Below are 25,624 nucleotides of genomic sequence, written 5' to 3' on the forward strand. Positions count from 1 at the left end.
ATGCGGTAGGAATGAGACGATTTTTCTAAGCCGCAAGGATGTGGCGACCGGTTTCTTTCATTCTTTGCGGAGAACCCGCCTGGCGGCCTACATGAGCCCCTTCTTCTCCATCATCGCCTCCGGGCTTGGCAGCCGGCCGCGGAAGGCTTTGTAGAGTTCTTCCGGGTCGGCCGAGCCGCCGGCAGAATAGATGTAGCGGCGGAGTTTTTCGGCGGCCACTCGGTCGAACGGGTCGCCGGCCTCCTCGAAGGCGCGGAAGGCATCGGCGTCCAACACCTCCGACCACATGTATGAGTAGTAGCCGGCGGAATAGCCGTCACCGGAGAAGACATGCAGGAAATGCGGCGTGCGGTGGCGCATGGGGATGGCCGCGGGCTTTTCGAGCTTTTCGAGGGTCTCCGCCTCGAAACGCAGCGGGTCCTCCGGCGCCTCCTCCCGCGCATGGAATGCCATGTCGACCAATGCGGAGGCGGTGAACTCCACCGTGGCGAAGCCGGAATCGAAATTGCGTGCAGCGCGCATCTTCTCCAGAAGCTCTTGCGGCATGGGTTCACCGGTCTCCACATGGCGAGCGTGCTTTGAGAGCACCTCCGGCACGGTGAACCAGTGCTCGAAAAGCTGCGAGGGGAGTTCGACAAAATCGCGGGCGACGGCGGTGCCGGATATGGAGGGCCAGGTGACGTCGCTCAAAAGGCCGTGCAGGGCGTGGCCGAACTCGTGGAACAGCGTGCGCGCGTCGTCCACGGACAGGAGCGCCGGCTTGCCCTTGGGCGGCTTGGCGAAGTTCATCACGTTATAGACGATGGGCTTTTGACCGCGGCCGAGCTTGAAGCCGGACTGAAGTGAGCTCATCCAGGCACCGGAGCGTTTCGAGGGGCGGTTGAAATAGTCGGCGAGGAAGACGCCGCGCGTCGTCCCGTCGCCGTTCTTCACGGTAAAAGCCCGCACGTCCTCGTGCCAGGCAGCAATACCCTTTTGCTCCTCGAAGGTGAGGCCGAAGAGGCGGTGGGCGACGTCGAAGGCGGCGGTGATGACATTTTCGAGCGCCAGGTAGGGCTCCAGCGCGCCTTCGTCGAAGGCGAAACGCTCGCCGCGCAGCTTCTCGGCGTAGTAGCGCCAGTCCCAAGGGGCGATGGCGTGGTTGTGGCCTTCGCCGGCGGCAATGCGCTGCAGCTCCTTCTCGTCCTCGGCCGCCTTTTCGCGCGCCTTCTTCCAAACAGGCTCGAGGAGCTCCATCACGGCGTCCGGCGTCTTGGCCATCGTGTCGTCGAGCTTATAGACGGCGTAGTTCTCGTAGCCGAGTAGCCGCGCCTTCTCGGCGCGCAGGCGAAGCGTGTCGCGGACGATGTCTGCGTTGTTCGCATCGCCGTCATTCTCGCCGCGGCGGATAAAGGCCTCGAGCACCGTCTCGCGCAGGTCGCGGCGGGCGGAGGAGGCTAGGAATGGCTCGGCAATGGAGCGCGACAGGGTGACGGCGTAGCGTCCGGGCTTGCCACGGGATTCGGCAGCCTCCGCCATGGCGCTTCTTAGCGAGGCGGGCAGGCCGTCGAGGTCGCCCTCGTCAAGGAAGAGCGCCCATTTGCTCTCATCGGCGAGCACGTTCTGGCCGAAGCGGGCACCGAGGGCGGCGAGTTCCTCGTTGATCTCGGCAAGGCGCGCCTTGCCTTCCTTATCGAGCTTGGCGCCGCCGCGCACGAAGCGCTTCCACGTCTTTTCCAGAACGCGGTCCGTCTCCTTGTCGAGGCCGAGGGTTTCGCGCGCCGCGTAGAGCGTGTCGAGGCGGCGGAACAGCGCCTCGTTCATGTAGATGCGGGAATAGTGACGCGCCATGCGCGGTGAAATCTCGCGCTCCAGCTTCTGGATCGTCTCGTTCGTATGGGCGCCGGCGCGGCACCAGAAGACGGCCGAAACGCGCGACAGCGGCTCGCCGGAAAGCTCGAGCGCGGCCAGCGTGTTGGCGATGGTCGGCGCCTCGCCGTTGCCGGCGATGGAGGCGATCTCCGCTTCGTGGGCGGCAAGGGCGGCGTCGAAGGCCGGCGCGAGAGCGTCCTCGTCGATGCGGCCGAACTCCGGCAGGCCGAGCGGCCCGTTCCATGCGGTGAGAGGATGTGTCGCGAGATCGATGGCGGAGGGGGCAGGAGCCATGGGAACCCTTGAAACGAAGCAGGAAAGACAGGCGCCGGAACAGCAGAACCTCCACGATGTAAGGCCGGTCCGCCCGCAGCGCAACAACTGAACTTGACACCGCCGCATGCACACCTAGAGTCATATTAATAAGTTACACTTACTATCTCGTAGGGAGGCTTTTTGAGCCCTCGATTCGATCCCGACTCCTTCGGCTTTCTCGTTACCGATCTGGCACGCCTGATACGGGCGGAGATGGACCGGTGCATCGAGGCGGCGGGCATCGGCGTGACACCGGGCGAGGCGCGCACGCTCGTCTATGCCGCGCGCTTCGGCGAGGTGCGCCAGAACGTGCTGGCCGAGCGCATGGGGCTGGAGGCGATGACGCTCAGCGCCTATCTCGACCGGCTCGAGGAACGGGGGCTGGTGAAGCGCGTGCCGGACCCCTCCGACCGCCGCGCCAAGCTGGTGCGCCTTACGGATAAGGCCGATGGCGCTCTGGAAGCGATCCGGGGCGTAGGGCTTAAGGTGCGCGCCCGCGCGCGGGGGAACTTGAGCGAAGCGGAATGGTCCAACCTCCAGGAACTTTTGAAGGCGGTGCGGGGCAACTTCACCGGGGTGTGAAGAGGCGGTGCGGGCCGCGCCGGAGATAAGCGAAAGCGAATGAACATTCAAAACAATGCCATCCCCATGGCGGCGCCGATCATGAGCGAGCGCCGCGTCAGCCTGATCGGAGCAATGCTTGTTGCCGTGGGGCCGGTCTCCATGGCGCTCTATACGCCAGCAATGCCACAGATCGTCGAGGCCTTCGGCAGCACCGAGGCTGCCGTGAAGATGACGCTGTCGCTCTATTTCGCCGGCTTTGCCGTCTCGCAGCTCTTCTGCGGCCCGCTTTCGGACGGGTTCGGGCGCAAGCCCGTCACCTTTGCCTTCATGGGCATCTATGCGCTGGCAAGCCTGCTGGCGGTGCTGGCGCCGAGCGTGGAGGTGCTGATCGCTGCGCGGTTCCTGCAGGGGTTCGGCGCCGCCGTCGGTGTGGCCGTGGCCCGGGCGGTGGTGCGCGATCTCTTCACGCATGAGCAGTCCGCCCGCATCATGAACCTGATGGGTATTATCCTTGCGGTCGGCCCCGCCTTGTCGCCGACGATCGGCGGACTGACGATGGAGCTTGCCGGATGGCACGCCATCTTCCTGATCATGCTGGCCGCCGGCTTCATCATCGTGCTCGTCGTGCAGTTCTGGATGCGCGAGACGGTGAACCGGGATCTTTCGCGCATCAGCCCGCGGGGGCTCACGCGGGCCTATGGGACATTGCTCAAGAGCCCCTATTTCCTGACCTCCAGTGTGGTAATCGCGGGCAGCGTCGGCGCCTTGTACACCCAGGCGACGGTGTTGCCTTTCATCCTGATGGGCCGCGTCGGGCTCTCGCCGTCGGAATTCGGCGTCGGGATGCTGATGCAATCGGGCATGTTCTTCGTCGGCGCGTTGACAGTGCGCTTTCTCATGCGCCGCGTCAGCGCCTACCGTCTGGTGCCCGTCGGCCTCGGCTTCATCGCGCTCGGCAGCGTGCTCCTTGCCTATCTGCTCAACGCTGCGCCGCCCAGCTTTTTGAGCGTGATGGCCCCCGTCGGCTTCTATGCCTTCGGCATTTCCTTCGTCATACCGGCCATGATGACGGCATCGTTGGCCCCCTTCCCGCGTATCGCCGGCGCCGCGGCTGCGTTGGCTGGCTTCATGCAGATGGGCGGCGGGCTCGTCGGCGGGTCGATCGCCGCTCTTATCGGCGAGCCTGTCTTCGCCATGAGTGTGGTGGTGCCGTCGATGGGCGCCATGGCGGTCATGGCATGGCTCCTGTGGCGGCGCCTGCCGGAGCCGGCGCAGGCGTCGGTGGTTCCGGTCATGCCGAGTTAGGCAGGATCAGTCGAGATCGGGGCGGGTGAAGTCGCCGGTTTTGGGATCCATCACCCAGAGTTCGCCCGTCTGGATGTCGAACCAGGCCCCGTGCAGGGTGAGCCGACCCTTGTCTTCGAGGATCTTTACGCACGGAAAGGTGCGCAGGTTGGCCAGCTGATAGCGGATGGAGATGCGCTCCAGTGCGGTCTGGCGCTCCACTGCGGTCATCATGGCGTTGCCGGAGACGGCCTCCGCGGCGGGTGCGACCAGGCCCATCCACTTGCCGATGAAGTCGCCGGGCGACAGCGGTTCGGCCGACGGGTTGAGGGCGGCGCCGATGCCGCCGCAGCGGCCGTGCCCCATAACGACGATGTGCTTCACCTTGAGGCTCTGCACAGCGAATTCGAGCGCGGCGGAGGTGCCGTGGAAGCGATCGTCCGGGGCGTAGGGGGGCACGAGGTTGGCGACGTTGCGCACGACGAAGAGCTCACCCGGCCCGGCGTCGAAGACGGTCTCGGGCGCGGCGCGCGAATCGCAGCAGGCGATCACCATGGTCTCCGGCGACTGCCCATCGCGTGCAAGAGACTGATAGCGGGCGCTCTCGGATGGATAGCGCCGGGACATGAAATTGCGGTATCCGGCCAGAAGCCGCTCAGGCAGATGTGTCATGAAAACGCGAATAGCCGGGAAGAGCGCCGTTCGCAAGGCGGTAGGCGCTGTCTCAGGCGCGTCGACCCCGGTCAGGCAGCGGAACGGGGCACATCTTCACGGTCGCCGTGGGCTCGGAAAGGCTGTTGGCGTCGGTCTCCAGCATGAGTTCGTCGGCGCCGCGTTGGGCCGCACGCGCCAGCGTCTCGAATACCGCGGCCGTGGTGCGGCGGAGCGCTTCGGCCGGCGGGGTGCCACGCAACAGCCAGGCCAGAAGCAGCGCCGCCGTCAGGTCGCCCGGCCCCTTGGCCGGGTTCTCTATGGCCGGATGTTCAGCCAGATTGGCTTCCCCCGGCATGAGGAGCAGGTTTCCAATGCTGTTCCTTGCCGAACCGGGCGCCGAGGTCACCAGCATGGCAGGTGGGGCGGCGCAGAGGGCGGCGTCGGCCAGCGCCTCGAGCGTCTCCAGCTTTTCGCCCGCGAGCCAAGCGAGTTCGTAGCGGTTGGGCGTGGCGATGTCGGCGAGCGGCAGCAGGTGCTTCCGCATGGCCGCGGCGGTTTCCTCCGGCACATAGAGCCCGCCGATGTCACCGATGACTGGATCGCAGACATAGAGCGTCTCTGGGTTCTTCTCTTTTACGCGGCGCACCAGGGAGGCGACTGCCGGGGCCTGCCCGGCCTCGCCGAGGTAGCCTGAGAGCACGGCGGCGACCTCGCCCAGCCAGGGCGCTTCCTCCAGGTCGTGCATGAAGGCTGAGAATTCGGCCGCCGGCGGCACGATGCGTGTTGCCGGTCCGTGGCCCGGATGCCAGGGCAGCATGACCGTCGGCACCGCCCACACGGGATGCCCCAGCGTCTCCAGCGCGAAGACGGAGGCGCGGTTTCCCACCGAGCCGCGGGCAACGTGGCTCGAGATAACGATGATGGCGCGCCGGCCAGGGAGGTCGTCCATCGGCTCCGTCACGATAAGCCCGACAGGTATGACCATAGCCAGATGACGAGAGCGAGCGCAAAGAGCACGCCCAGAACACGGCCGATGCGCCGGCCCCACAGCTCCGTCCAGTCCTCGCTTTGTGCATCGCGTGCGGCGAAGTGGTCGCGCGCCCTGGAGGCCATGCGTAGGAAAAGGTCCGATTCCCGGTCGACGCGCTCCAGAATGCGGCGGGACTCCTCCTGTGCCTGCTCGTCGCGGCGCCTGCCATCCATCCGCCTGTCAGTCCGTCTCTTGTCGGTCATTCCCTTGCCTGGCGAATAGCACTATTCTCCGCCGCGGTCGATTTTCGATTCGAGGATTTTTCATGCCGAACTCATTGACCTTGGCGCCGAAGACCTTTCGCATTCTTCTTCTTCTCTTTCTTACACTGCCTTTCCTTTCCGCCTGCGGTTTCAACACCATCCCGACACGTGAGGAGCAGGCTAAGGCGGCGTGGAGCGAGGTTTTGAACCAGTATCAGCGCCGTGCCGACCTGATCCCCAACCTGGTGGAGACGGTGAAGGGGTATGCCAGCCACGAGCGCGAGGTGCTCGAAAGCGTGGTGGAGGCGCGCGCCAAGGCGACACAGGTGCAGGTGTCGCCGGAGATGCTGACGGACCCGGAGGCTTTTCGCGCCTTCCAGGAAAGCCAGGCGCAGCTGACAGGGGCGCTGTCGCGGCTGCTCGCGGTGGTGGAGAACTATCCTGACCTGAAGGCGAACCAGAACTTCCTGGCACTGCAGGCGCAGCTCGAAGGCACGGAAAACCGTATCGCGGTGGCGCGGCGCGGCTATATCGAGGCGGTGCGGCTCTACAATACGTCGCTGCGGACGCTGCCATCGCTCTTGTGGGCGAAGTTCTGGTTCACCGACGCCCAGCCGATGCAGAGCTTCACGATCTCCGAGGAGAACATGCAGCTACCCAAGGTCGATTTCGGCAATGGCGGCTAGCCTGAGGGGCTCCTTGCACCTAGCGGGGCGGGGTATTTTTGCTTGGGTTTGCGCAGGGCTGCTTCTGCTTGCCGTATCCGCGCTCGCGGCCGAGTTGCCCGCGCTCACGGGCCGTGTGGTGGACAATGCCGGCCTGCTAGACAGCCAGACCGAGGCGGCTCTCACGGAGAAGCTTGCGGGTTTCGAGACAAAGTCGTCGGACCAGATCGTGGTCGCCACCATCCAAAGCCTCGACGGCGAGGTGATCGAGCCCTACGCCAACCGCCTGTTCCGCGCCTGGGGCCTGGGCCATGCGGGTGAGGACAACGGCGTTCTGCTTCTGGTGGCACTCAACGACCGCAGGATGCGCATCGAGGTTGGCTACGGGCTGGAAGGGACGCTGACGGACCTGCACGCCAAGCTCATCATCGAAAACACCATGGTCCCGGCCTTCCGTGCCGGGGACTATGCCCGTGGCATCACCGGCGCCGTCGACGACATCGTCACCGTGCTCGAAGGCAATGCCGCCGAGTTGGAAGCCCGCGCCCGGCGCACCGCGGAGGAGAACGCGGAGCCCATCTGGCCGGTGGTCCTGTTCTTCATTGTGTGGAGCACCATCTTCTTCGGCGGCTTTGCCTTCGCGTTCCTGCCGCAGCTTCTCGGCCACAGGACCGGCCGCAACAAATACCGGTGGCTGGGCATGGACTTCGATTACACCTCCCGGGGCGGAAGCAGCGGCTCGTCAGGCTGGTCCTCGGGCAGCAGCAGCGGCGGGTTTTCCGGCGGCGGCGGGTCGTCTGGCGGCGGCGGCGCTTCAGGTAGCTGGTGAGACCGATGGCGAACGAACACATCTTCACGGACGAAGAGCGGAGCCGCGTCGTCGAGGCGATCGGGCGGGCGGAGAGCCGGACCTCGGGCGAGATCTATTGCGTGCTCGCGCGCACGAGCGACAGCTACTTCTATCCCGCGGCCTTTTTCGTTGCCCTGTCGATCCTGATTGTCAGCCTCCTGGCAGCTTTCGCATTGCATTATTGGTGGGTGAATATCGCACCCGCCACCCTGGTTGCCGCCGAGCTTGCGGCGCTGGCCGCGGCGCTTCTGGTGCTGAAGGCTTCTCCGGGCTGGCGCATATGTTTCGTTCCACGCGGGCTGCGCTTTCGGCGCGCCCATGCGGAGGCATTGCGCCAATTTTTCGCCCACAATATCCACATGACACGGGAGCGAACGGGTGTGCTGATCTTCGTTTCGCTGGCCGAGCATTATGCCGAGGTGGTGGCCGATGCGGGCATCAATGCGCGGGTGCCGCAGGAGCGCTGGAACGAGACCGTGGCGAAGCTAACGGAGGCGGCGGCGCGCGGCGCGCTCGCCGAAGGCTTTGTCGAAGCGGTGGAAATCGTCGGCACTGAGCTTGCCGCCCACTTTCCAGCAGGTGAGGAGAACTCCAACGAGATCGACAACCATCTGGTCGAAATCTAACCCACACCTAGTCGAAAATCTGACGGGCGAAACCCAATGGAGGACCTTCCTCCGTCTTGCCCGGGCGGATGACGGTGTCTATGGTTAACAAATCATGACGACGCTTTCGATCGACATCAGACGGGCGGATCCGCAGGATGCCGAGGCCATCGCCGCGGTGCATGATCGCGCCTGGCGCGGCGCTTACGCCGGCATCATCCCGCATCGCGCGCTCAACGCGATGATCGGGCGCCGCGGGCCACGCTGGTGGGCCAATGCCATCCGCCGCTCGGCCACCGTGCTGGTGATGGAGGTCGGCGGCGAGGTGGCCGGTTACGCCACGCTGGGGCGCAACCGGGCGCGTCAGCTCAAGCAGGGCGGGGAGATCTACGAGCTTTATCTCAGCCCCGAATATCAGGGTATCGGCATGGGCAGGCGCCTCTTCCAGGCGGCGCGCGACATGCTTTCCGCCCACGGCTTCGACGGCCTGGTCGTCTGGGCGCTGGAGGAGAATGTCGGCGCGCTGTCCTTCTACGAGGGCGCGGGCGGGCGCGACGCGGCGGAAGGCGTCGAGGTGTTCGGCAACAAGGCCCTGCGCAAGATCGCCTTCGTGTGGGATTAACCGGCGGAAACCATCCGTGTTGATTCGCCATCTTGCCTGACCGGGCAAGAGCCGTTAGGCACGCCGCAGCATCAACAACACCGGAAGACCCCATGCGTATCGAGGCCATCTCCATCGGCGACAATCCGCCCGAGGATGTCAATGTCATCGTCGAAGTGCCGGTCGGCGGGCAGCCGATCAAGTATGAGATGGACAAGAACGCCGGCACGCTGGTGGTCGACCGTTTCCTCTACACGCCGATGACCTATCCGGGGAATTACGGCTTCGTGCCGCACACCCTTTCCGACGACGGCGATCCGATTGACGTTCTGGTGTGCAATACGCGCGAGCTCATCCCCGGCTGCGTCATCAATGTGCGGCCGATCGGCGTCCTCATCATGGAGGACAATTCCGGGCAGGACGAGAAGGTCATTGCCGTGCCGTCGCCGCATCTCACCCGCCGCTACGAGAACGTGACGAATTTCACCGACCTGCCGGAGATCACGCTGCAGCAGATCCAGCATTTTTTTGAGCACTACAAGGATCTGGAGCCCGGCAAGTGGGTAAAGATCGGCGACTGGATGGACGCCACCGCCGCCCGCCGCCTTATCGTCGAGGCGATTGATCGGGCGAAGGGTACGGCCGCCTGACCGTTCGGGCTTGACCCGAGGACCCGTCCCGGAATGACTGATGCTTCACCGACGGTTGATCGTCAGGGCCGTTGGTATTGGTCGCCGCGCGTGACGTCCGGCAGGGGAACACTGCCAGCGTGGACCGCCGGCTGGTCCATGCCGCAGTCGAAGCCACGAGCCGCCTCGTCGGCGACGCGGCGAGCCTGCTCATTGGCGTCGGGATTGCCCGTCGCCACCACGTAGCCCACAGCGCAGCCGTCCCACGCGCTGATCTGGCCAACCTTCTCGACGACCAGCACCTCCACCTCGTCCCGAGGCGTATCGCCGGTCGAGACGGACCAGCGGTGAATGGTGGCGAAGGGAACCTCGCTCCCTCCTTCCCTGGTGACGCGCCACTCCACAGTTGGGCCGGTGCGGTTGAAGCCGGCAAATGATTCCCAGGTAGGCACTCGTTTCTCTATCGGGGAAAGCCGTAGAAGAGCGATTCGCGGGCATCGCTGAAATAGACGAAAATAGGGTAGCCCTTATAGCCGGAGCAGACGAGATCAGCCCAGTGGGCCTGGTCCTGGTTGCCGCCGGCAAAAACGGCGCAGTCCCGTCCTTCGTCCAATTGGGTGTAAGCGCTTTGGATGTCTTTGGCGCCGGCAGCTACTGGCAATGCAACGGCCAGAAAAGTTGAGAGCAAACGGTACATCACTTAATAGCTTTCGCCGAAAACTGCTACTTAAGATAGCAATAGAATATAGAAAATCGCGTTATGCGTCAAACTCAGGCGTCACTTACCTGTCTGCACCGGCTTGCGAGGGTCTCCGGGTTGCCCGCCGCCGCCACGGTCTTCAGCCGCGATGTTGCGCCTCCGACAACAGATACGTTGCCGACAGGGACGCCCAACCATCGCGCGACCAGCTTTTCCAGCGCCTTGTTGGCCTTGCCGTCCTCCGGCACGGCGCGCACGCGGGCCTTCAGGTGGCAACGCCCGTCGGCTGTCTCTCCGATCCCTTCGACCGCGTCCCTGGAGGATTTTGGCGTGAGCCGCACGAAAACCTCCACCCCTTCCGTCGTGGAGCGGAAGAAGGACGGCGGCTGGGGGCTCATGCTCAGATGATCGCCGGAGCCACGGTCGTTAGAATGAACTGGCGGAGGAAGAAGATGATGAGGAGAAGGATGATCGGCGAGATGTCGATGCCGCCCAAATCCGGCATGATGTTGCGGATGGGCCTTAGCGCCGGCTCCGTCACCCGGAACAGGAAATTGCTGAACATGCCCACGAACTGATTGCGCGGGTTGACCACGTTGAACGCGTAGAGCCAGGAAAACACCACCGCGGCGATGATGAACCACCAGTAGATGTCGAGCGCCATGACGATGGTTTGGATGAGCGCGAGCATGCCGATCTCCCAAAGGTTTTGCGACATGTAGCCACTGGCGCGCGGCGCGGCAAGTCCCGTGCCCTTGCCGCAATCCAATGCTTGACAGGTATAGGGGCCAGGACCTAAATGCGCCCCGTTCAGGTGGAACGGGGCTGTAGCTCAGATGGGAGAGCGCATCGTTCGCAATGATGAGGTCAGGGGTTCGATTCCCCTCAGCTCCACCACGATTTGCCCTTAGGGGCTAAGCGAAGATGGATTGTCGAAGCCGCTTCGCCCTATCACCCGCAGCTTCAACAAACATTTCCCTACTGTTTCCCCGAATAACGCACCACCGGCCGATCAGGTCATGCCGAGGGCGGCCTTGTAGAGGTCGATCATCGCCTCTTCTTCCTGGCGCTCGGACTGGTCCTTTTTGCGCAGGCGGACGATGGTGCGCACGGCCTTGGTGTCGAAGCCGGTTCCCTTCATCTCGGCGTAGACTTCCTTGATATCGTCGGCGATCGTCTTCTTCTCCTCCTCGAGCCGCTCGATGCGCTCGATGAAGGCACGCAACTGCCCGGCGGCAACGGTCTGCGCGGTTTCGGTGGTGATGTCGTCGGCCATAGTTCGCTCCGGCTGAAGGGGATGACGCCCACGACTCGGGGCGCGTACTGGAAAGAATGCCGGTTCGATGCCTTAGCCGGTGGCCGAGGTCAAGACGCTTGCGCTCCCTGCAGCCAATGGTGTGGATGAAGCGCTCAATGGTCGCCGGGGCGGCTCTTCTCGAAGGAGGCCTTCTGCGCCTCGCTTGCCTCCGTCTGATACTTTTCCCGCCACTCGGCATAGGGCATGCCGTAGACGATCTCGCGCGACTCGTCCTTGGACAGCGGAATACCGGCCTCTTCTGCCGCTTCGCGGTACCAGTTGGAGAGGCAGTTGCGGCAGAAGCCGGCGAAGTTCATCAGATCGATGTTCTGCACGTCCGTGCGCTCGCGCAGGTGCGCCACCAGCCGGCGAAAGGCGGCGGCCTCCAGGTCGCGTTTCTGTTCTTGCGAAAGATCGGTCATGGCGGCCTCCTGGGTTTACACGGGGCCGGTGCGCGAGCCGGCCATTCTCACTTCGTGGATATCGGGGCGGGCGTTGATGGCGTCAAGGATCGGCGCCAGACGCCCCGCCCATTCCGTCGCTCCCGCCTCGGCGACGACTAGGTCCTGACGCAGCTCGATGAGCGCGTGGGCGAAGCCGTTGGCCGTGCAATGGCGGAACATGGTGTCGCCGCGCAGCGCTCCGTCATAGGGCTCGTTGTCGCCGACGACGAGGCCCGGCTCGCCCTTCAGCGCCTCGAGAAGCGGATGCACTGCGCGCTCGTCGCTGTCCCACAGGATGCCGACGTGCCAAGGGCGCTCCCGACCCTGCATGAAGGGGGTGAAAGAGTGGATGGAGATGACCAGCGGAGGCATTTCGGAAGTCTTCGCCACGGAGGCGATGAGCGCGGCCACTGCGTCGTGATAAGGGGTGTAGAAGGCATCCAGCCGCTTCTGCCGCTCTTCCTCCGAGATCGGGTAATTTCCCGGCACCACAGTGCCGTCATAGAGCTGCCTTATCAACGTCGGATCGTCGGGCCCGCGGTTGGGATCGATGAGAAGCCGCGAGAAGCGCGCCATGATGGCGGGTGCGCCGGTCAGCGCGGCAAGCTTCCGCGTCACCATCTCGACGCCGATGTCGTAGGCGATGTGGCGCGCGAACTCGGCCGCCGGCAACCCGAGATCGCCGTATTCGTCGGGCAGGGCGTTGAAGGCATGGTCGGCCAGGAGCACGAGGCCTTTGCTGCGGTCGCCGTCAACGAGTTCGAACGGGGCAAAGAGGGAGCTGCGTGTCATGCGGGCCGGAGAAATGTGTCGGTGGGTGGCTCGTCTTCCCATGAAGTGCGCTGGCATGCAATGCCGCGGTCGCCGGAGATTGGGCCTTCCATGCGCGTTGACACGAGCACTGAGTTTGCGGAAAAGGGGAGCCATGTCGATTTCTCTTTGCCGAACCTGATCATGCCGTTCGCGGGGCTGCATATGCTGCGTCGGGCGGGTGCCGTGGTGCTGGCCGTGACGGCCGGCGTCCTGTTTGCGGGGGCGCCGCCGGCGAAGGCCGATCTGCGCATCTGCAATGCGACGCAGAACCTGGTGGGTGTGGCCATCGGATATCGCGCCCGCACGGGCTGGATAAGTGAAGGCTGGTGGCATATAGACGCGTCGAGCTGCAAGACCCTGATCGAGGGCCCCTTGGAGTCTCGCTACTACTATCTTTATGCCGAGGACGCCACGCGCGGCGGCCGCTGGGAAGGGCCGATCCAGATGTGCGTGGACGACAAGGAATTCAAGGTCACCGGTGTCAACGACTGCCTCACGCGCGGTTATCAGCGCGCCGGTTTCCAAGAATACGATACGGGCGAACAGGAGAACTGGATGGTGCAGCTTACCGACGGCCCCGCAACCGACGGCACGGCCGTGACGGGAGCCGGCAACCCATGAGGCGAAGCCGCAAGGTCAAGATTCTCGCCACGCTCGGCCCTGCTTCCTCCGACGAGGCGATGATCGCCAAGCTCTATGAGGCGGGGGCGGACGTCTTCCGCATCAATATGAGCCATACCGACCATGCGAGCATGCGTGCGCTGGTGACGCGCATACGGGAGGTGGAAAAAAGGATCGGCCGGCCGATCGGCATCCTCGCCGACCTTCAGGGGCCGAAGCTGCGCGTCGGCACGTTTACGGAGAAAAGCGTTACGCTCAAGGTCGGCCAGGAGTTCACCCTCGACGCCGATCCCGCATCGGGCGACGCAAGCCGCGTGCACCTGCCGCATCCGGAAATCCTGGAAGCGGTCGAGCCGGGCCACCGCCTGCTTATCGATGACGGGCGCCTGCAGCTCAAGGCGGAGAAGAGCGATGGGCGCTCGATCCTGTGCCGGGTCGTCGCAGGCACCACCATCTCCGACCGCAAGGGCGTCAGCCTGCCTGACACCGAGTTGCCGCTCGGAGCGCTGACGGACAAGGACCGCAAGGACCTCGATGCCATCCTGACGACGGGGGTGGACTGGATCGCGCTGTCCTTCATACAGCGGCCGGAGGACTTGGCCGAGGTGCGCAAGATCGTGCGCGGCCGTTCCGCGCTCATGGCCAAAATCGAGAAGCCGCAGGCGGTGAAGCGACTGCCGGAGATCATCGAGCTTTCCGACGCCCTGATGGTGGCGCGCGGCGACCTCGGCGTGGAGATGCCGCTGGAGAGAGTCCCCGGCATTCAGAAGCAGATCACCCGCGCCTGCCGCCGCGCCGGCAAACCGGTGGTCGTAGCCACGCAGATGCTGGAATCCATGATCACCACGCCGGTGCCCACGCGCGCCGAAGTTTCCGACGTGGCGACCGCCGTCTTCGAGGGGGCGGACGCTATCATGCTTTCGGCCGAATCGGCGGCAGGGAAATATCCGGTGGAAGCGGTGGCAACCATGAATTCCATCGCCCAGCAGGTCGAGCGCGACCCCACCTATGACAGCATCATAAACGCCCAGCGCGGCGAGCCGGAGGCGACGGGCGCCGACGCCATCTCGCTCGCCTCCAGGCAAATCGCCGAGACGTTGAAGCTGTCAGCCATCATCACCTACACGGCGTCCGGTACGACAGGCCTGCGTGCGGCGCGTGAGCGGCCATATGTGCCCATCATCGCGTTGTCGCCGGTGGTGGAGACGGCGCGGCGCCTGAGCCTCGTCTGGGGTACCCACTGCGTGGTCTCGGAGGATGCGACGGACCTCGACGATATGGTCGACCGCGCTTGCCGCATCGCCTATGAGGAGCAGTTCGCCAAGCCCGGCGACCGTGTCATCATCACTGCCGGCGTGCCTCTCAGGACGCCGGGTTCCACCAACATGCTGCGGATCGCCTATATCGGCTCGGACGGGCTTGGTGGGCTGTAGGGGAAGACGAGCGGTCAGAGCCGCTCGTCGGTCTGCTCCTCGACGATCCGTATGAGGGCACGCTGGGCGTTGCGTTTCATGGGATAGATGTCCAGCATGCGGCGGTAGACCTCAAGCGCCTGCTCCTCGCGGCCTGTTGCGCGCAATATCCCCGCAAGGCCGCTCAGCGCGCCGAAATGGCGCGGTTCGATCGTCAGCGTGCGCGACAGGTCGGACATGGCGCGGCTGAAGTCGTTCATCATCAGATAAACCAGCGCCCGGCTGCTCCAGCCTTCGACGTACTCGGGATAAAGGGTGGTCGCTTCGTCGAGCAGGTCGAGGGCGACGTGATATTTCTCATCCGCGGCGGCCTTGCGCGCCCATTCGATGAGAAGGTCCGCCGTCGCGCCGCCGGAACTCAGCCATTCCTCGCGGATGCGCTCGGCGATGCGGCGGGCGGCCGCCTCGTTGCGCTCCTGCTTCAGATCGGCGAATAGTTGGTCCAGCCGGCTCTGCTCGGTCTCGGAAGAGGCGGCTGCATTCCGTGTCTCGGCGGCTGCTGCCGGCAAGGCCAGCAGCGCGAAGGAAAGACAGCCGGACAGGACAAATTTGCGCATGGGGGCGAGTTTACCCGCCCCAGCGCCGGGAGAAAAGTGAAATCCGCGTGAGTGGCCGGTAAGCCGATTAGCCCTGGCGGGCTTTGAAGCGCGGATTGGACTTGTTGATAATGTAGATGCGGCCCTTGCGGCGAACCAAGCGGTTCTCGCGGTGGCGGCTCTTCAGCGCTTTCAGCGAATTCTTTATCTTCATGGTCTTGCCCGTCGCGGGACCCTGGGGCCCGAAAGAGTGATGGCCTTACGGCCCGAAACAAAAGACGCGCCTTCCCGGCGCGCCGCAATTCGAGTGGGGACATAGACGAGGAAACGCCATTATGTCAACCGTTCTGGAGGCTACCCTTCCCTCCCGCCGGGTTGCCATCGAGGGGAAGGAGGCGGGTGTAGTGACCCATCTTGCGGCCCGGGCGAGCCTCGGCCTTGCCGTAGAGATGCAACACGACGTCCGGCTCGGCCAGGAGTGCGGCCGCCCGCTCTTGCTCGGTGCCCAGGAGGTTGGTCATGACGCAGTTGGCGTGACGCGTGGTGCTGCCCAGTGGCAAGCCGGCAACGGCGCGAATGTGCTGCTCGAATTGGGAGACGAGGCAGGCCGCCTCGGTCCAGTGGCCGGAATTGTGTACCCGGGGCGCGATCTCGTTGGCAAGCAGTGTGCCGTCCTTCATCACGAAGAACTCCACGCCGATGACACCCACATAGCCGAGCGCGGACAAGATGGTGAAGGCCGTCTCGCGCGCCGTCTCCGCCGTGGCGGGCGAGATGGCCGCCGGCACGTTGGAGCGGAAGAGGATGCCATCACGGTGGATGTTCTCGGCCGGGTCGTAGGCCGCCATGGAGCCGTCCGTCCCGCGTGCGGCAATCACCGAAACTTCGCGCTCGAAAGCCACAAGGTCCTCCAGAACGAGGGGAACGCCGCCCATCTGCGCAAAGCAACCCTTCACGTCGCGCGTTGTGGAGCGAAATACGCGCTGGCCCTTGCCGTCGTAACCCATGCGCCGCGTCTTCAGGACTCCTCGGCCGCCGAAGGCGGAAAGTCCGCGCTCCAGATCCTCGTCATTGTCCACCGAGATGAAGGGCGCTGTGGATACTCCCGCGGAATTCAGGAATATCTTTTCCGCCAGGCGGTCCTGCGCGGCTTCCAGCGCTTCGGGGGGCGGGTAGACGGCCAGTTGCTCGTTCAGCGAACGGATGGCCGAAATCGGCACGTTCTCGAACTCGTAGGTTACCACGTCGCTAGCGTTGGCGAGCTTTTCCAGCGCTTTGCCGTCGTCATAAGGGGCGGCAATATGCAGGCCCGCCACCTGCGCAGCCGGGCAGTCCCGGTCCGGCTCGAGGATGGCCGTGCGATAGCCGAGTCCGGCCGCCGCCATGGCCAGCATGCGGCCAAGCTGGCCGCCGCCGACGATGCCGATAGTCGCGCCTGGCGCCAGCGCCTTCGTCATTGTTCCGCCGCTGGTCGTTCGGCCACCTTTTCCGACTGTGCGGCGCGCCAGGCATCGAGCCGCCCGGCCAGCGCCGCGTCGGAGAGGGCGAGGACGGCAGCCGCCAGAAGGGCCGCGTTCACCGCGCCGGCGCGGCCGATGGCCAGCGTGCCGACGGGAACGCCGGCCGGCATCTGCACGATGGAAAGAAGTGAATCCTGGCCTGAAAGAGCGCGCGACTGGACCGGCACGCCGAAGACCGGCAGCGGCGTCAGCGCCGCCGTCATGCCCGGCAGGTGGGCGGCCCCGCCGGCCCCGGCAATGATGACGCGGAAGCCTTCCGCCTTGGCGCCCCTGGCGAAGGCATAGAGCCTGTCGGGTGTGCGGTGGGCCGAGACGATACGCACGTCGTGGCCCACCCCCAGCGCCTCCAGCGTTTCGGCGGCGTGGCGCATGGTCTCCCAGTCGGACTGGCTTCCCATGATGATGGCGACGTCGGGCCGCTGGCTGCTCATGAGGATATTCCACTTTGCTTCACGAACCCGCTGTAGCCAATAGCGTTCGGTGTCGCAAGCGGCGCTTTATGGCATCGGCCCGAGAATCGGTATCGATCTTCGGAGATTACGGTACTCAGCGTGAGGGACGCTCTAAGCGATGATGTCGGGGATGATGCGGTCTTCCAGCTGCTGCAGACGATCTTTCAGCGCCAGCTTCTTTTTCTTCATGCGCTGGATTTGCAGGGGATCGCAGCCGGATGCGATCATCGCATTGATGGCGGCGTCGAAATCGGCATGGTCCTGCTTCAAACGGGCGAATTCGCGACGAATCTCGGCCTGTTCCTGTTCCGACATGATCACTATCTGCCTGGTCTCCGGCGCAGAATACCGGCCCGCACGCAAAACGCGCGCGGATACCCGCACTGAGGCCGTTCCCGGATCGAGAACAACGTTTTTTCATACCACATTTCGTGTTGGCGATAAATGCATACCGTTATGCATTCGACAATGACGCGCGACGATGGCACACTGTCATCATGCCGTCATGGAAGAGGGCGGGGTTACATTCTAGGCGGCTACGAGGAACCTAATGGAGACCCACCATGTCGCTTGAATCCCATCTTGCAGAGCTGCAGCGTAAGCACGGCGATCTTCAGCGCGAGATCGACGACGCATTGATGCATCCTTCCGTGGATGAACTGGAAATCGCGAAGCTCAAGAGACGCAAGCTGGCCATCAAGGACGAGATGCAGAAAATCAAGACGAAACAGACTCGGCACTGACCTGGAAAGACGGCGCTGCCATACGGGAGGACTTGCCGGCTGACGGGGACTAAGCGCCGCTTCCAGCGTATCCCCCGCGCCTGCGGGGGATACGCGCCGGGCTTTGCCGATAGCTGGCGGCGGGTGCTCCCACCGTTCGGAGCTATTGGGCGCTTTCGGTATCCGTCTCCTCGGTATCCGTGCGCGGATCGAGCATGACCGTCTGCGGCGTAACCGCCCGTTCCGCCGGCAGCGACTTGAACGCTTCCCTCTCCTCGAAAGGCACCGGTGCGCGGCGGGAGATGCGCAACGCTGCATAAAGGGCGATGGCGAGATGAGCGGCCGCTGTCACCAGGAACAGGCTTTCCGGGCGCAGCCACTGCATGATGACGCCGGCGATGACCGGGCCGCCCATGGTGCCGATACCGTAAAGCAGAAGCAGGCCACTCGATACTTTGGCAAAGCCTGCCGCCGGCGCGTGGTCGTTGGCGTGCGCCACGACGATTGAATAGAGCGTATAGGCCAGCAGGCCGTAGAACGCGGTCATGGCGATGACGACCCCGCCCGCCCGCGGCGCGGTGAGGAACAGGGTGAGACCGATGAGCGCGGAGCCGAAGGCGCCCCCTGCCAGCACGAAACGGCGATCCGTATGGTCGGAGAGCCGTCCCGCGGGCAATTGCGCTGCAGCACCCGCCAGGACGGCGATGCTCATCATCAGGGCGATCTCCAGAGTGGAGATACCGATTTCAGCGCCGTAAACGGCGCCCATCGTGCCCCAGGCGCCGTTCGCCGCGCCGATCAGCAAACAGCCGACGCAGGCGACGGGCGAGTTGGTGTAGAGGCCCTTGAGATCGATTGAAACATCGGCAAGCGGCGCCGGGGTAATGGCGGTCGAGACTGCTGTCGGCAGGAGTGCCAGGCAGAACAAGATACCAGTGGCCATGAACAGGATGCTGGTCGACACGTCGGCCAGCGTCACCACCATCTGTCCCGCCATGATGGAAGCGTGGGTGACCATCATGTAGAGCCCGAAGACAGTGCCGCGCGTCGCGTTGGTGGAGCGTTCGTTGAGCCAGCTTTCGATGACCATGAAGGCACCGGCCATGGTGAACCCGGTAAAGGCGCGCAGCACTAGCCAGGCGGGCACGTCAACCCACATGCCGGAAAGCAGCGCCACGATGGCTCCCGTGGCGGCGAAGGCGCTGAAAGCACGCACGTGTCCGACACGACGCACGAGGCGTGGAGCGATGAAGCAGCCGGCGATAAAGCCGCTGGCCCAGGCCGTGCCCAGAAGGCCGAGTGCGGTGGTGGAGAAGCCCTCCGCCTCGCCGCGGAGCGGGAGCAGGAGGCCATAGAGGCCGGAGGCAGCCAGAAGGAACGCCGTGCCGAAGAGCAGGGCGACGATGGATCCGAAGGATGAAAGCATGAATCGAGTCCGCCTTTGTGCCGGCCCTGGGTGGTGTGGATGGTTACGGTTGCGCCAATGACAGTCGGCGCCCGAATCCAATGGACTCGTTTACGGCGACGGGCATCACTTGCGCCGAAACAGGGCTTCCGCCGCCGCCTTGGTGGTATCCTTGGCCTGAAGCTCCTGCTCCAGCCGGGTGATTTCCTCGCCCAGCATGGCGATCGTCCGCCTCAGCTCTTCCACCGAAAACGTCGAGATATCCTGGCCGATGGTGTATGCCGGCCGCTTTGCCGGGATATTCTCCTCCACCATGCCTATTTCCCAATCCGTTGCCACAATGCATGGTCACAATACATAAACGACACCCCCGCCGGCAATTGTTGGCAGCGGCGGCAGTTTACGAATCAATAAAACCTGATTCCAGAAGAAGGCTCAAACATGGCGCGGCAAAACGATTTCCCCGACACGATGACAGCGGTTGCGATCACCGAGCACGGGGGACCGATGGTGCTGAAGCCGGAGGAATGGCCGGTGCCAGAACCGGCCGAGGGTGAGATCCTGATCAAGGTCAAGGCGGCGGGTGTGAACCGGCCGGACGTCGCCCAACGCAAGGGAGCCTATCCGCCGCCGCCGGGCGCCTCGGATCTGCCGGGGCTGGAGGTGGCGGGTGAGGTGGCGGCCATAGGCGAAGATGTGAAGCGCTGGCGCGTCGGCGACCAGGTCGCCGCGCTGACACCGGGCGGCGGCTATGCGCAGTACTGCACGGTGCACGAGACCAATGCGTTGCCCATCCCGCACGGATTCACCTTTACAGAGGCGGCGGCGCTGCCGGAGACCTTCTTCACGGTCTGGCACAACGTGTTCGAGCGCGGCGGGCTGAAGGCCGGCGAGACAGTGCTGGTGCATGGCGGCTCTTCCGGTATCGGCACGACGGCCATTCAGTTGGCGACGGCTTTCGGCGCCACAGTAGTCGCCACGGCAGGCTCGTCCGAGAAGTGCGCGGCCTGCGCGGAACTGGGGGCAGCGCGCGCCATCAACTACCGCGAAGAGGATTTTGTGCTCGCGGTCAAGGAAGCGACGGAAGGGCGTGGTGCCGATGTCATCCTCGACATGGTGGGTGGCGACTACATCGACCGCAACTACGATGCCGCGGCGATGGACGGCCGCATCGTGCAGATTTCTTTCTTGACCGGAGCGAAGACGAAGGCCGACTTCTCGAAGCTGATGGTCAAGCGGCTGACACATACCGGCTCGACCATGCGTCCGCGCTCGGCGGCCTTCAAGGGCCGCATCGCAACCGAGCTGGAAGCCCATGTCTGGCCGCTGCTCGCCGCCCGCAAGGTTGCGCCCGTGATGGACATGATCTTTCCGCTCAAGGAGGCCTGGCGCGCGCATGAGCGCATGGAGGAAGGCGCGCATATCGGTAAGATCGTGCTCGACGTGGCGTGATGAATAAAAGCCCCGGCGCTGGGCCGGGGCAGTTGCGCGTAAGGCGGTTCCTGAAGGTCAGTTCACCGCTTCGAGCCGGCCGAGCCGCACGAAGACAGTCTCGCCGGACGAATCGTCAACTCCGTCATTGTCGGTGACGAAATAGGCCTCGCCGGCGGCATCGATGGCGAAGCCCTCGATCTTGTCGACGACGTAGCCGTTCGTTGCCGTGCGCATGTCGTTGATGAGGTCGCGCACCAGGGTCTTTTCCACCACCGGCAACTCGCCGCCGAGAGGTGCCGGCTGGAAGGATCCGATGGCGACGCCATAGAGCCGCTTGATCCTGGCCGAAGTGCCGAGCTGGTTGTCGCGCTCGACGATGTAGAGGGTGCCGTCGTGGGCGGTGATTTCCGAAAGGCCGACCCAGCCCTTTTCACCGTCATCCAGCGGATAGCGCACCGCCGACCACTCTTCGGTGGAGGGCTTATAGGCGACAAGTTTCACCTGGCCCTTGGGATCGTTCTTCCACTCGCGCTGGATGGCCATGACGAGCATCTGCTCGTCACCTTCGCCGACCAGCGTGACGCCCTCCATGCCGAAGCGCGTTTCATGGGCCAGAAGCTTGGCGGGGAAGGCGATCTCTTCGGTGATTCCGCCGTCGGCGTCGACGTGGAACAGCGCATGCGGCGTCAGCCTGTCGGTGCGGCCTTCCGAGGCAAGCCAGAAGCCGCCTTCTCCATCGGCCACGATGCCCTCCAGGTCGAGCTTCTGAGCCGGCATGCCGCCACGGTTCACGACGATCTTGCGCGTGATCTCGGCCGGTGTGCTGGTCGCGTCGACGATGAAAATGGCGGGTTCGGCGCTGAAGAAGGAGTCGGACACTGCGTAGAGCATGCCGGCCTGCCCCGGATCGGCGGCGAGCCCGGAGAGGGCGCCCCAGCCTAGTGGTTGGCCATCCTGCATCACCGACCGGATCATCGGATAGGCGGGCGTCCCCTCGGCAAGCTCGTAGACCATCACATGCGAGCGGGCTCCGCCGTCTTCCACCAGGTCCGCTTCATTGGCCGTCACCAGAAGGTTGCGCTCGGGGATCGCCAGCACGCCTTCCGGACCGATGCCGGAGGGCAGCACCTGGACGAACTCCGGTGCTTCGCCGGTGTCGCGGTAGACGGCCACCAGCGAAGCGCGCTCCAGCGCCACGAAGAGATAGCGCTCGTCGCCATAGGTAGCCGCTTCCATGCCTTCCGGCTCCGCACCCTTGGAGTCGGAGCGCTTGTCGGGGTAGTGGCCGGCAAGCGCTGCCTGGTGCTCGAGATCAGCGCCGGAATCGTAGAGCACCTCGCCTGTCTTGGAAAAGATGGTGAAACTGCGCGCACCGCCCGTGTAATCGCCCTCGTTGGCGACCACCAGGCGCTCGTCGTCCAGCCATTTCACAGCGTCGGGCTCGCGCGGGAGGTTGCCTGCGGACTGGTCGAAGCGCAGCGCCTTGTCATCCAGCAGGTCAACGTTCTCGACGCTGCCGCTGCCGGCGGAGAAATGGCTTACCACCTTGCCGGTCTCGGCCGAGACAATGGCGATGTGGTTGTTCTCTTGCAGCGTGACGACGATCTCGCCGAGGCTGTTGAAGTCCACGAACTCCGGCTCCGGGTCCTCCGGTGCCACTTCCGCCAGGCCGGTCAGGGCGACGGTCTTGACGCTATCGCAGTCGGGCGTGCCTTCCTTCAGCGCGAAGATCTGCAGGGAGCCGGCAGGCATCTGCGGCAGTGCACCGTCGTTCAGGTCCTCGTCGCGCTCGTTCTCGATTGCCACGGCGAGGAAACGGCCGTCCTTGCTGACGGCCACGGAGTCCGGCTGTCCGGGGAGCGTGCAGGACGCCTCCGCCGTCTTCCCGGCGATGTCGATGACAAGCAGATTGCCCGAGGGATCGGTGTAGCTTTCGGACGTGTTGACGGCGGCGATGGCATTCGGCCCGGAGACCGCGACCGAGGTCGGCTCACCATCGACCTTGATGAGGCCACCGGGTTTGGGCGCCTTCGGATCTGTGATGTCGATGATGCCTACGGCGCCGAGCGGGCTGTCAGAAAAAATGAGCGTGCTGCCATCCTGGCTGGCAGTGATGATTTCCGAGGAGGTCTCACTTGCCGCGTCCATGTCAGCCGGCAGGTTGTCGGCCACGGGGAAGGTGGCGATGCGGTTGAAAGCCATGTCGGCGAAGGCGGGGATCGCCGTCGTCACGGAAAGCGCGGATGCGAGCGCGCAGAAAAGCGAGTGTCGTCCCATCTCCATCTCCTCATCGACTGGAAAGCCCGCTTATTGGAAGACGAGGATTGCAGGCGCGTGACGGAAGGATGACGGTACGGTGACGGGGGCTGTGTATTGCGCGCCGGGATGCGCCTTGCTTCACTTGGCGAATACAACTATATAGCCTCGTGAATTCCCAAATCGGTGGCAACGCCCACCGCCCGCGCCAGGGACGCGGGCGAGGATAGGATAATTTTGCAATGGCCAATACACTTCTCATGCCCAAGGCGACCGCAGTCTGGCTGGTGGATAACACGGCGCTGACGTTCGATCAGATCGCCGAGTTCTGCAAACTCCACCCGCTCGAAGTGAGCGCGATCGCCGACGGCGAGGCCGCGCAGGGCATCAAGGGCATGGACCCGGTGATGACGGGGCAGCTGACGCGCGATGAGATCGCCCGCGGCGAAGCCGATCCGAACTACCAGCTCAAGCTCTCCGAGCCGAAGGTGCGGGTGCCGGAGACCAAGCGCAAGGGGCCGCGTTACACGCCGCTTTCCAAGCGCCAGGACCGCCCGAATGCCATTCTGTGGCTAGTGCGCAACCACCCCGAACTCAAGGATGCGCAGATCTCGCGCCTCGTCGGCACCACCAAGTCGACCATCGAGCAGATCCGCAACCGCACTCATTGGAACTCGGCCAATCTGGTGCCGATGGACCCGGTGACGCTGGGCCTATGCTCGCAGATCGACCTCGACTTGGAAGTCCAGCGTGCGGAGCGCTACGCGCCGCCCGCCGCTCCCGCCGGCGACACGCTGCTGCCGGCATCGGAGACCGAGCGCCTGCCCGTCGAGGCAGAGAGGGGCGAGGCGCGGGAGGAGGAAAAGGAACTCGACGCCGACGCCGTGTTCGCCAAGCTTTCCTCGCTCAAGTCGAGCGACGAGGACAAGGAAGAGTAAGCTACGGTCAGCCGCAGGTGCTCGTCCGCTTGCCGCCCGCATAGGTGCGCACCAGCGCGCGCTGTAGCAGGTGGGCGGCTAAGCCTTCGCCCTCCTGCGTCGTCACATCAGCAAGGACGCGGCCGTAATATTTGTCGCCACCGATGTTGCGGATCTGCACCGTCGTGTTGCCGATCAGGCGTTCGAGGGCGTTGCGCGACGTCTTCCCCGCCATCTTCTCTTTTTCGCAGCGGCTTCTGATTTCCGGCGCGTCGACACCGCGCAGGCGCACGCTCACCGTGACCGTCTGCCCCGGCCAGACATGCGCCTCGGCAACGAAGGTATCGCCGTCGATGACACGCACCACGCGTGCCTCCACCGGGCCCGGAAAGAGGTCGCCGGCAATGGCGGGTGTGCCGCCGAGCACGGCGACGGCAATGGCCAGCAATCGGTAAAAAGGCGGCTGAGGTGACATGAACAGGAATATATTCCTGTTCTGATCCTAGAGCAAGCAGGAAGGTGCGCTTGTCCGGCCTTGTTTCGGCAGGCACGCTCGGCCTATCGTGCGGTGAGTTGAGACCCTTCACGAGGCGCAAGCGACATGGCCGAGACATTCGTCATCGCACAGGGCGGCGGACCGACCGCCGTCATCAACCAGACGGTCGTCGGGGCGACGCTCGAAGCGCGCAGGAAGTTTCCCGGCTGCACGGTACTAGGCGCCCTGCACGGGGTGCGGGGGGTGCGGGACGGGCGCTTCGTCACGCTGTCCGACCTCAAGGAGGATGAGCTGAGGGCGGTGGCGGCGACGCCGAGTGCGGCGCTCGGCAGCACGCGCGACAAGCCTGACGCCGCCTATTGCGAGGCCATCCTGAAGGGTCTGCAGCAGGCGGGCGCGGACGCCTTCATCTACATCGGTGGCAACGATACGGCCGGCACGCAGGGCATCCTCTCGGAAGCTGCAGGCGGACGTATCGCCTGTGTGCATGCGCCCAAGACCATCGACAACGATCTGGTGGAGAATGATCACACGCCGGGCTTCATCTCGGCGGCCGAGTTCGTGGCCGGCGCCTTCTTGAGTGTCGATCTCGATTTCCGAGCGCTGCCGGGCATCTATGTCGGCATCGTCATGGGCCGGCATGCTGGCTTCCTCACTGCATCCGCCGCCGCCTGGTCGCTGGACGAGGATAGCGGGCCGCATATCGTCTATGTGCCCGAGCGGGCTTTCGAGCGGGTGCGCTTCATTGAAGATGTGCGCGGCACCCTTGACCGCCATGGCCGTTGCATCGTGGCCATGTCGGAAGGCGTAGCTACCGCGGACGGGCGATCGCTGGTGGAGACGCTGGTGCCGCCGGAACTGCAGGAGCGTGATCCGCACGGCAATATCCGCCTTTCCGGCACCGCGCTTGGCCAGGCGATCGAGCGCATCCTGGCCGAGGATCTTGCCGGCACGCGCGCCCGCGTCGACACTTTCGGCTATCTGCCGCGCGGTAACGTCGCCACGATCAACGAAACGGATGCGCGCGAGGCCTATGAGGCAGGCACCTTCGCCGTGGAGGCGGCGGAAAAGGGTGGCGGCTCCGTGGCGCTGCAGTTCGACGGGAAAAAGACTGTCTGCGGGCTCGTGCCGCTGGAGGCCGTGGCCGGCAAGACACGGCATATGCCCGCGGATTTCCTGCACCCCGATGAGAACCGCGTTTCCGATACCTGCCTCGATTATCTTAGACGGCTCGTGCCGCGCAAATATGCGGTGGCAAAGCCGTTTGCCTGATATGGCGGCTGTTCTGG

General features: G+C 64.5%; 33 protein-coding genes and 1 tRNA gene. 14 read left to right on the forward strand and 20 right to left on the reverse strand.

The annotated features are described in order from the left end of the window. Nucleotides 1-87: 87 nt before the first annotated feature. Nucleotides 88-2,145: a M3 family metallopeptidase gene (locus N5A92_RS15900; RefSeq protein ID WP_260904524.1), complete on the reverse strand. Its 2,058-nt coding sequence runs from the start codon at nucleotides 2,143-2,145 to the stop codon at nucleotides 88-90. Nucleotides 2,146-2,307: 162 nt separating this feature from the next. Between N5A92_RS15900 and N5A92_RS15905 the strand changes: the two genes are divergently transcribed. Continuing rightward, nucleotides 2,308-2,748 (forward strand): MarR family winged helix-turn-helix transcriptional regulator, encoded by a 441-nt coding sequence (locus tag N5A92_RS15905; RefSeq protein WP_260904527.1) that lies wholly within the window; start codon nucleotides 2,308-2,310, stop codon nucleotides 2,746-2,748. 39 nt (nucleotides 2,749-2,787) lie between these two features. Beyond that, nucleotides 2,788-4,035 carry a multidrug effflux MFS transporter gene (locus N5A92_RS15910; protein WP_260904529.1) on the forward strand — a complete coding sequence of 416 codons (1,248 nt, stop codon included), beginning with the start codon at nucleotides 2,788-2,790 and terminating at the stop codon, nucleotides 4,033-4,035. Between the two features lie 6 nt (nucleotides 4,036-4,041). Here the strand turns inward: N5A92_RS15910 and N5A92_RS15915 are convergent, their stop codons facing one another. Genes N5A92_RS15915 through N5A92_RS15925 form a run of 3 tightly spaced genes read right to left on the reverse strand, consistent with a single transcriptional unit; the run spans nucleotide 4,042 to nucleotide 5,901 of the window. Then, nucleotides 4,042-4,686: a carbonic anhydrase gene (locus tag N5A92_RS15915; RefSeq protein ID WP_260904535.1), complete on the reverse strand. Its 645-nt coding sequence runs from the start codon at nucleotides 4,684-4,686 to the stop codon at nucleotides 4,042-4,044. Nucleotides 4,687-4,738: 52 nt separating this feature from the next. Beyond that, nucleotides 4,739-5,617: a pyridoxal kinase PdxY gene (gene pdxY, locus N5A92_RS15920; protein ID WP_260904536.1), complete on the reverse strand. Its 879-nt coding sequence runs from the start codon at nucleotides 5,615-5,617 to the stop codon at nucleotides 4,739-4,741. Nucleotides 5,618-5,625: 8 nt separating this feature from the next. Continuing rightward, nucleotides 5,626-5,901 (reverse strand): hypothetical protein, encoded by a 276-nt coding sequence (locus N5A92_RS15925; protein WP_260904537.1) that lies wholly within the window; start codon nucleotides 5,899-5,901, stop codon nucleotides 5,626-5,628. Between the two features lie 62 nt (nucleotides 5,902-5,963). On the opposite strand from N5A92_RS15925, the gene N5A92_RS15930 reads away from it, so the two are divergent. The 5 genes from N5A92_RS15930 (at nucleotide 5,964) to ppa (ending at nucleotide 9,272) form a co-directional block, all read left to right on the forward strand. Beyond that, a complete protein-coding gene (locus N5A92_RS15930) occupies nucleotides 5,964-6,587 on the forward strand; it encodes a LemA family protein (protein WP_260904538.1) in 624 nt (207 codons plus the stop codon). Beyond that, nucleotides 6,577-7,395, forward strand: a complete 819-nt coding sequence (locus tag N5A92_RS15935) for a TPM domain-containing protein (protein WP_260904539.1) — start codon at nucleotides 6,577-6,579, stop codon at nucleotides 7,393-7,395. The genes N5A92_RS15930 and N5A92_RS15935 overlap by 11 nt, the downstream gene beginning before the upstream one ends. Before the next feature lie 5 nt (nucleotides 7,396-7,400). Beyond that, nucleotides 7,401-8,042 (forward strand): TPM domain-containing protein, encoded by a 642-nt coding sequence (locus N5A92_RS15940; protein ID WP_260904541.1) that lies wholly within the window; start codon nucleotides 7,401-7,403, stop codon nucleotides 8,040-8,042. A 94-nt stretch (nucleotides 8,043-8,136) separates the two neighbouring features. After that, nucleotides 8,137-8,643, forward strand: coding sequence for a GNAT family N-acetyltransferase (locus N5A92_RS15945; RefSeq protein ID WP_260904542.1), 507 nt, complete (start codon nucleotides 8,137-8,139; stop codon nucleotides 8,641-8,643). Nucleotides 8,644-8,735: 92 nt separating this feature from the next. Continuing rightward, on the forward strand, nucleotides 8,736-9,272 hold the full coding sequence (gene ppa, locus N5A92_RS15950; RefSeq protein ID WP_260904543.1) for an inorganic diphosphatase: 537 nt from the start codon (nucleotides 8,736-8,738) through the stop codon (nucleotides 9,270-9,272). A gap of 62 nt (nucleotides 9,273-9,334) precedes the next feature. On the opposite strand, the gene N5A92_RS27275 is transcribed toward ppa, so the two are convergent. The 4 genes from N5A92_RS27275 to N5A92_RS15965 all read right to left on the reverse strand — a co-directional run bounded on the left by N5A92_RS27275 (nucleotide 9,335) and on the right by N5A92_RS15965 (nucleotide 10,642). Next, entirely contained in the window at nucleotides 9,335-9,703 is a 369-nt protein-coding gene (locus N5A92_RS27275) for a hypothetical protein (protein ID WP_313958422.1), read from the reverse strand. An 8-nt stretch (nucleotides 9,704-9,711) separates the two neighbouring features. Further along, nucleotides 9,712-9,948 (reverse strand): hypothetical protein, encoded by a 237-nt coding sequence (locus tag N5A92_RS27280; protein WP_313958423.1) that lies wholly within the window; start codon nucleotides 9,946-9,948, stop codon nucleotides 9,712-9,714. A gap of 74 nt (nucleotides 9,949-10,022) precedes the next feature. Beyond that, the gene (locus N5A92_RS15960) at nucleotides 10,023-10,349 is read right to left on the reverse strand and encodes a DUF167 family protein (RefSeq protein ID WP_260904544.1); all 327 of its coding nucleotides are present in this window, start codon (nucleotides 10,347-10,349) and stop codon (nucleotides 10,023-10,025) included. A gap of 2 nt (nucleotides 10,350-10,351) precedes the next feature. Then, on the reverse strand, nucleotides 10,352-10,642 hold the full coding sequence (locus N5A92_RS15965) for a YggT family protein (RefSeq protein WP_260904545.1): 291 nt from the start codon (nucleotides 10,640-10,642) through the stop codon (nucleotides 10,352-10,354). Between the two features lie 130 nt (nucleotides 10,643-10,772). Between N5A92_RS15965 and N5A92_RS15970 the strand changes: the two genes are divergently transcribed. Further along, nucleotides 10,773-10,848, forward strand: a tRNA-Ala gene (locus N5A92_RS15970). Between the two features lie 115 nt (nucleotides 10,849-10,963). Here N5A92_RS15970 and N5A92_RS15975 read toward each other — a convergent pair. The 3 genes from N5A92_RS15975 to N5A92_RS15985 form a co-directional block, all read right to left on the reverse strand. Continuing rightward, entirely contained in the window at nucleotides 10,964-11,227 is a 264-nt protein-coding gene (locus N5A92_RS15975; protein WP_159589359.1) for a DUF2312 domain-containing protein, read from the reverse strand. A gap of 134 nt (nucleotides 11,228-11,361) precedes the next feature. Continuing rightward, nucleotides 11,362-11,670, reverse strand: coding sequence for a DUF1244 domain-containing protein (locus N5A92_RS15980; RefSeq protein ID WP_260904551.1), 309 nt, complete (start codon nucleotides 11,668-11,670; stop codon nucleotides 11,362-11,364). 15 nt (nucleotides 11,671-11,685) lie between these two features. Next, a complete protein-coding gene (locus N5A92_RS15985) occupies nucleotides 11,686-12,483 on the reverse strand; it encodes an N-formylglutamate amidohydrolase (protein WP_260904553.1) in 798 nt (265 codons plus the stop codon). A gap of 162 nt (nucleotides 12,484-12,645) precedes the next feature. Between N5A92_RS15985 and N5A92_RS15990 the strand changes: the two genes are divergently transcribed. Both N5A92_RS15990 and pyk read left to right on the forward strand, forming a co-directional pair. After that, a complete protein-coding gene (locus tag N5A92_RS15990) occupies nucleotides 12,646-13,125 on the forward strand; it encodes a DUF1036 domain-containing protein (RefSeq protein WP_425248597.1) in 480 nt (159 codons plus the stop codon). After that, nucleotides 13,122-14,558, forward strand: coding sequence for a pyruvate kinase (gene pyk, locus N5A92_RS15995; protein ID WP_260904556.1), 1,437 nt, complete (start codon nucleotides 13,122-13,124; stop codon nucleotides 14,556-14,558). Before N5A92_RS15990 ends, pyk begins: the two co-directional genes overlap by 4 nt. 14 nt (nucleotides 14,559-14,572) lie before the next feature. Here pyk and N5A92_RS16000 read toward each other — a convergent pair whose 3' ends face one another. From N5A92_RS16000 to N5A92_RS16020, 5 genes are all read right to left on the reverse strand, one after another. After that, a complete protein-coding gene (locus tag N5A92_RS16000; protein ID WP_260904564.1) occupies nucleotides 14,573-15,154 on the reverse strand; it encodes a tetratricopeptide repeat protein in 582 nt (193 codons plus the stop codon). 67 nt (nucleotides 15,155-15,221) lie between these two features. Continuing rightward, nucleotides 15,222-15,347 (reverse strand): type B 50S ribosomal protein L36, encoded by a 126-nt coding sequence (gene ykgO / locus N5A92_RS16005; protein WP_260904565.1) that lies wholly within the window; start codon nucleotides 15,345-15,347, stop codon nucleotides 15,222-15,224. A gap of 124 nt (nucleotides 15,348-15,471) precedes the next feature. Next, nucleotides 15,472-16,590, reverse strand: coding sequence for a 5-(carboxyamino)imidazole ribonucleotide synthase (locus N5A92_RS16010; RefSeq protein WP_260904567.1), 1,119 nt, complete (start codon nucleotides 16,588-16,590; stop codon nucleotides 15,472-15,474). Continuing rightward, the gene (purE, locus tag N5A92_RS16015) at nucleotides 16,587-17,084 is read right to left on the reverse strand and encodes a 5-(carboxyamino)imidazole ribonucleotide mutase (RefSeq protein ID WP_260904568.1); all 498 of its coding nucleotides are present in this window, start codon (nucleotides 17,082-17,084) and stop codon (nucleotides 16,587-16,589) included. The genes N5A92_RS16010 and purE overlap by 4 nt, the downstream gene beginning before the upstream one ends. Before the next feature lie 132 nt (nucleotides 17,085-17,216). Beyond that, nucleotides 17,217-17,420, reverse strand: a complete 204-nt coding sequence (locus N5A92_RS16020; protein WP_159589443.1) for a YdcH family protein — start codon at nucleotides 17,418-17,420, stop codon at nucleotides 17,217-17,219. Nucleotides 17,421-17,668: 248 nt separating this feature from the next. Between N5A92_RS16020 and N5A92_RS16025 the strand changes: the two genes are divergently transcribed. Next, nucleotides 17,669-17,848: a YdcH family protein gene (locus N5A92_RS16025; protein WP_163265329.1), complete on the forward strand. Its 180-nt coding sequence runs from the start codon at nucleotides 17,669-17,671 to the stop codon at nucleotides 17,846-17,848. 142 nt (nucleotides 17,849-17,990) lie between these two features. On the opposite strand, the gene N5A92_RS16030 is transcribed toward N5A92_RS16025, so the two are convergent. Both N5A92_RS16030 and N5A92_RS16035 read right to left on the reverse strand, forming a co-directional pair. Further along, a complete protein-coding gene (locus N5A92_RS16030; protein WP_260904569.1) occupies nucleotides 17,991-19,253 on the reverse strand; it encodes an MFS transporter in 1,263 nt (420 codons plus the stop codon). A 105-nt stretch (nucleotides 19,254-19,358) separates the two neighbouring features. Beyond that, on the reverse strand, nucleotides 19,359-19,547 hold the full coding sequence (locus N5A92_RS16035) for a DUF1192 domain-containing protein (protein WP_260904571.1): 189 nt from the start codon (nucleotides 19,545-19,547) through the stop codon (nucleotides 19,359-19,361). A gap of 156 nt (nucleotides 19,548-19,703) precedes the next feature. On the opposite strand from N5A92_RS16035, the gene N5A92_RS16040 reads away from it, so the two are divergent. Beyond that, complete coding sequence (locus N5A92_RS16040) at nucleotides 19,704-20,684, forward strand: NAD(P)H-quinone oxidoreductase (protein ID WP_260904716.1); 981 nt, start codon at nucleotides 19,704-19,706, stop codon at nucleotides 20,682-20,684. Nucleotides 20,685-20,741: 57 nt separating this feature from the next. Here N5A92_RS16040 and N5A92_RS16045 read toward each other — a convergent pair whose 3' ends face one another. Further along, the gene (locus tag N5A92_RS16045) at nucleotides 20,742-22,943 is read right to left on the reverse strand and encodes an esterase-like activity of phytase family protein (RefSeq protein WP_260904573.1); all 2,202 of its coding nucleotides are present in this window, start codon (nucleotides 22,941-22,943) and stop codon (nucleotides 20,742-20,744) included. Nucleotides 22,944-23,164: 221 nt separating this feature from the next. Between N5A92_RS16045 and N5A92_RS16050 the strand changes: the two genes are divergently transcribed. Then, a complete protein-coding gene (locus N5A92_RS16050) occupies nucleotides 23,165-23,860 on the forward strand; it encodes a DUF1013 domain-containing protein (protein WP_260904577.1) in 696 nt (231 codons plus the stop codon). 7 nt (nucleotides 23,861-23,867) lie between these two features. Here the strand turns inward: N5A92_RS16050 and N5A92_RS16055 are convergent, their stop codons facing one another. After that, entirely contained in the window at nucleotides 23,868-24,314 is a 447-nt protein-coding gene (locus N5A92_RS16055; RefSeq protein WP_260904578.1) for a thermonuclease family protein, read from the reverse strand. 126 nt (nucleotides 24,315-24,440) lie between these two features. Here N5A92_RS16055 and N5A92_RS16060 point away from each other — a divergent pair, with 126 nt between their 5' ends. After that, the gene (locus tag N5A92_RS16060; RefSeq protein ID WP_260904579.1) at nucleotides 24,441-25,607 is read left to right on the forward strand and encodes a diphosphate--fructose-6-phosphate 1-phosphotransferase; all 1,167 of its coding nucleotides are present in this window, start codon (nucleotides 24,441-24,443) and stop codon (nucleotides 25,605-25,607) included. Nucleotides 25,608-25,624: the final 17 nt, after the last annotated feature.

It is taken from the genome of Chelativorans salis (assembly GCF_025336525.1).
Classification (GTDB): domain Bacteria; phylum Pseudomonadota; class Alphaproteobacteria; order Rhizobiales; family Rhizobiaceae; genus Chelativorans; species Chelativorans salis.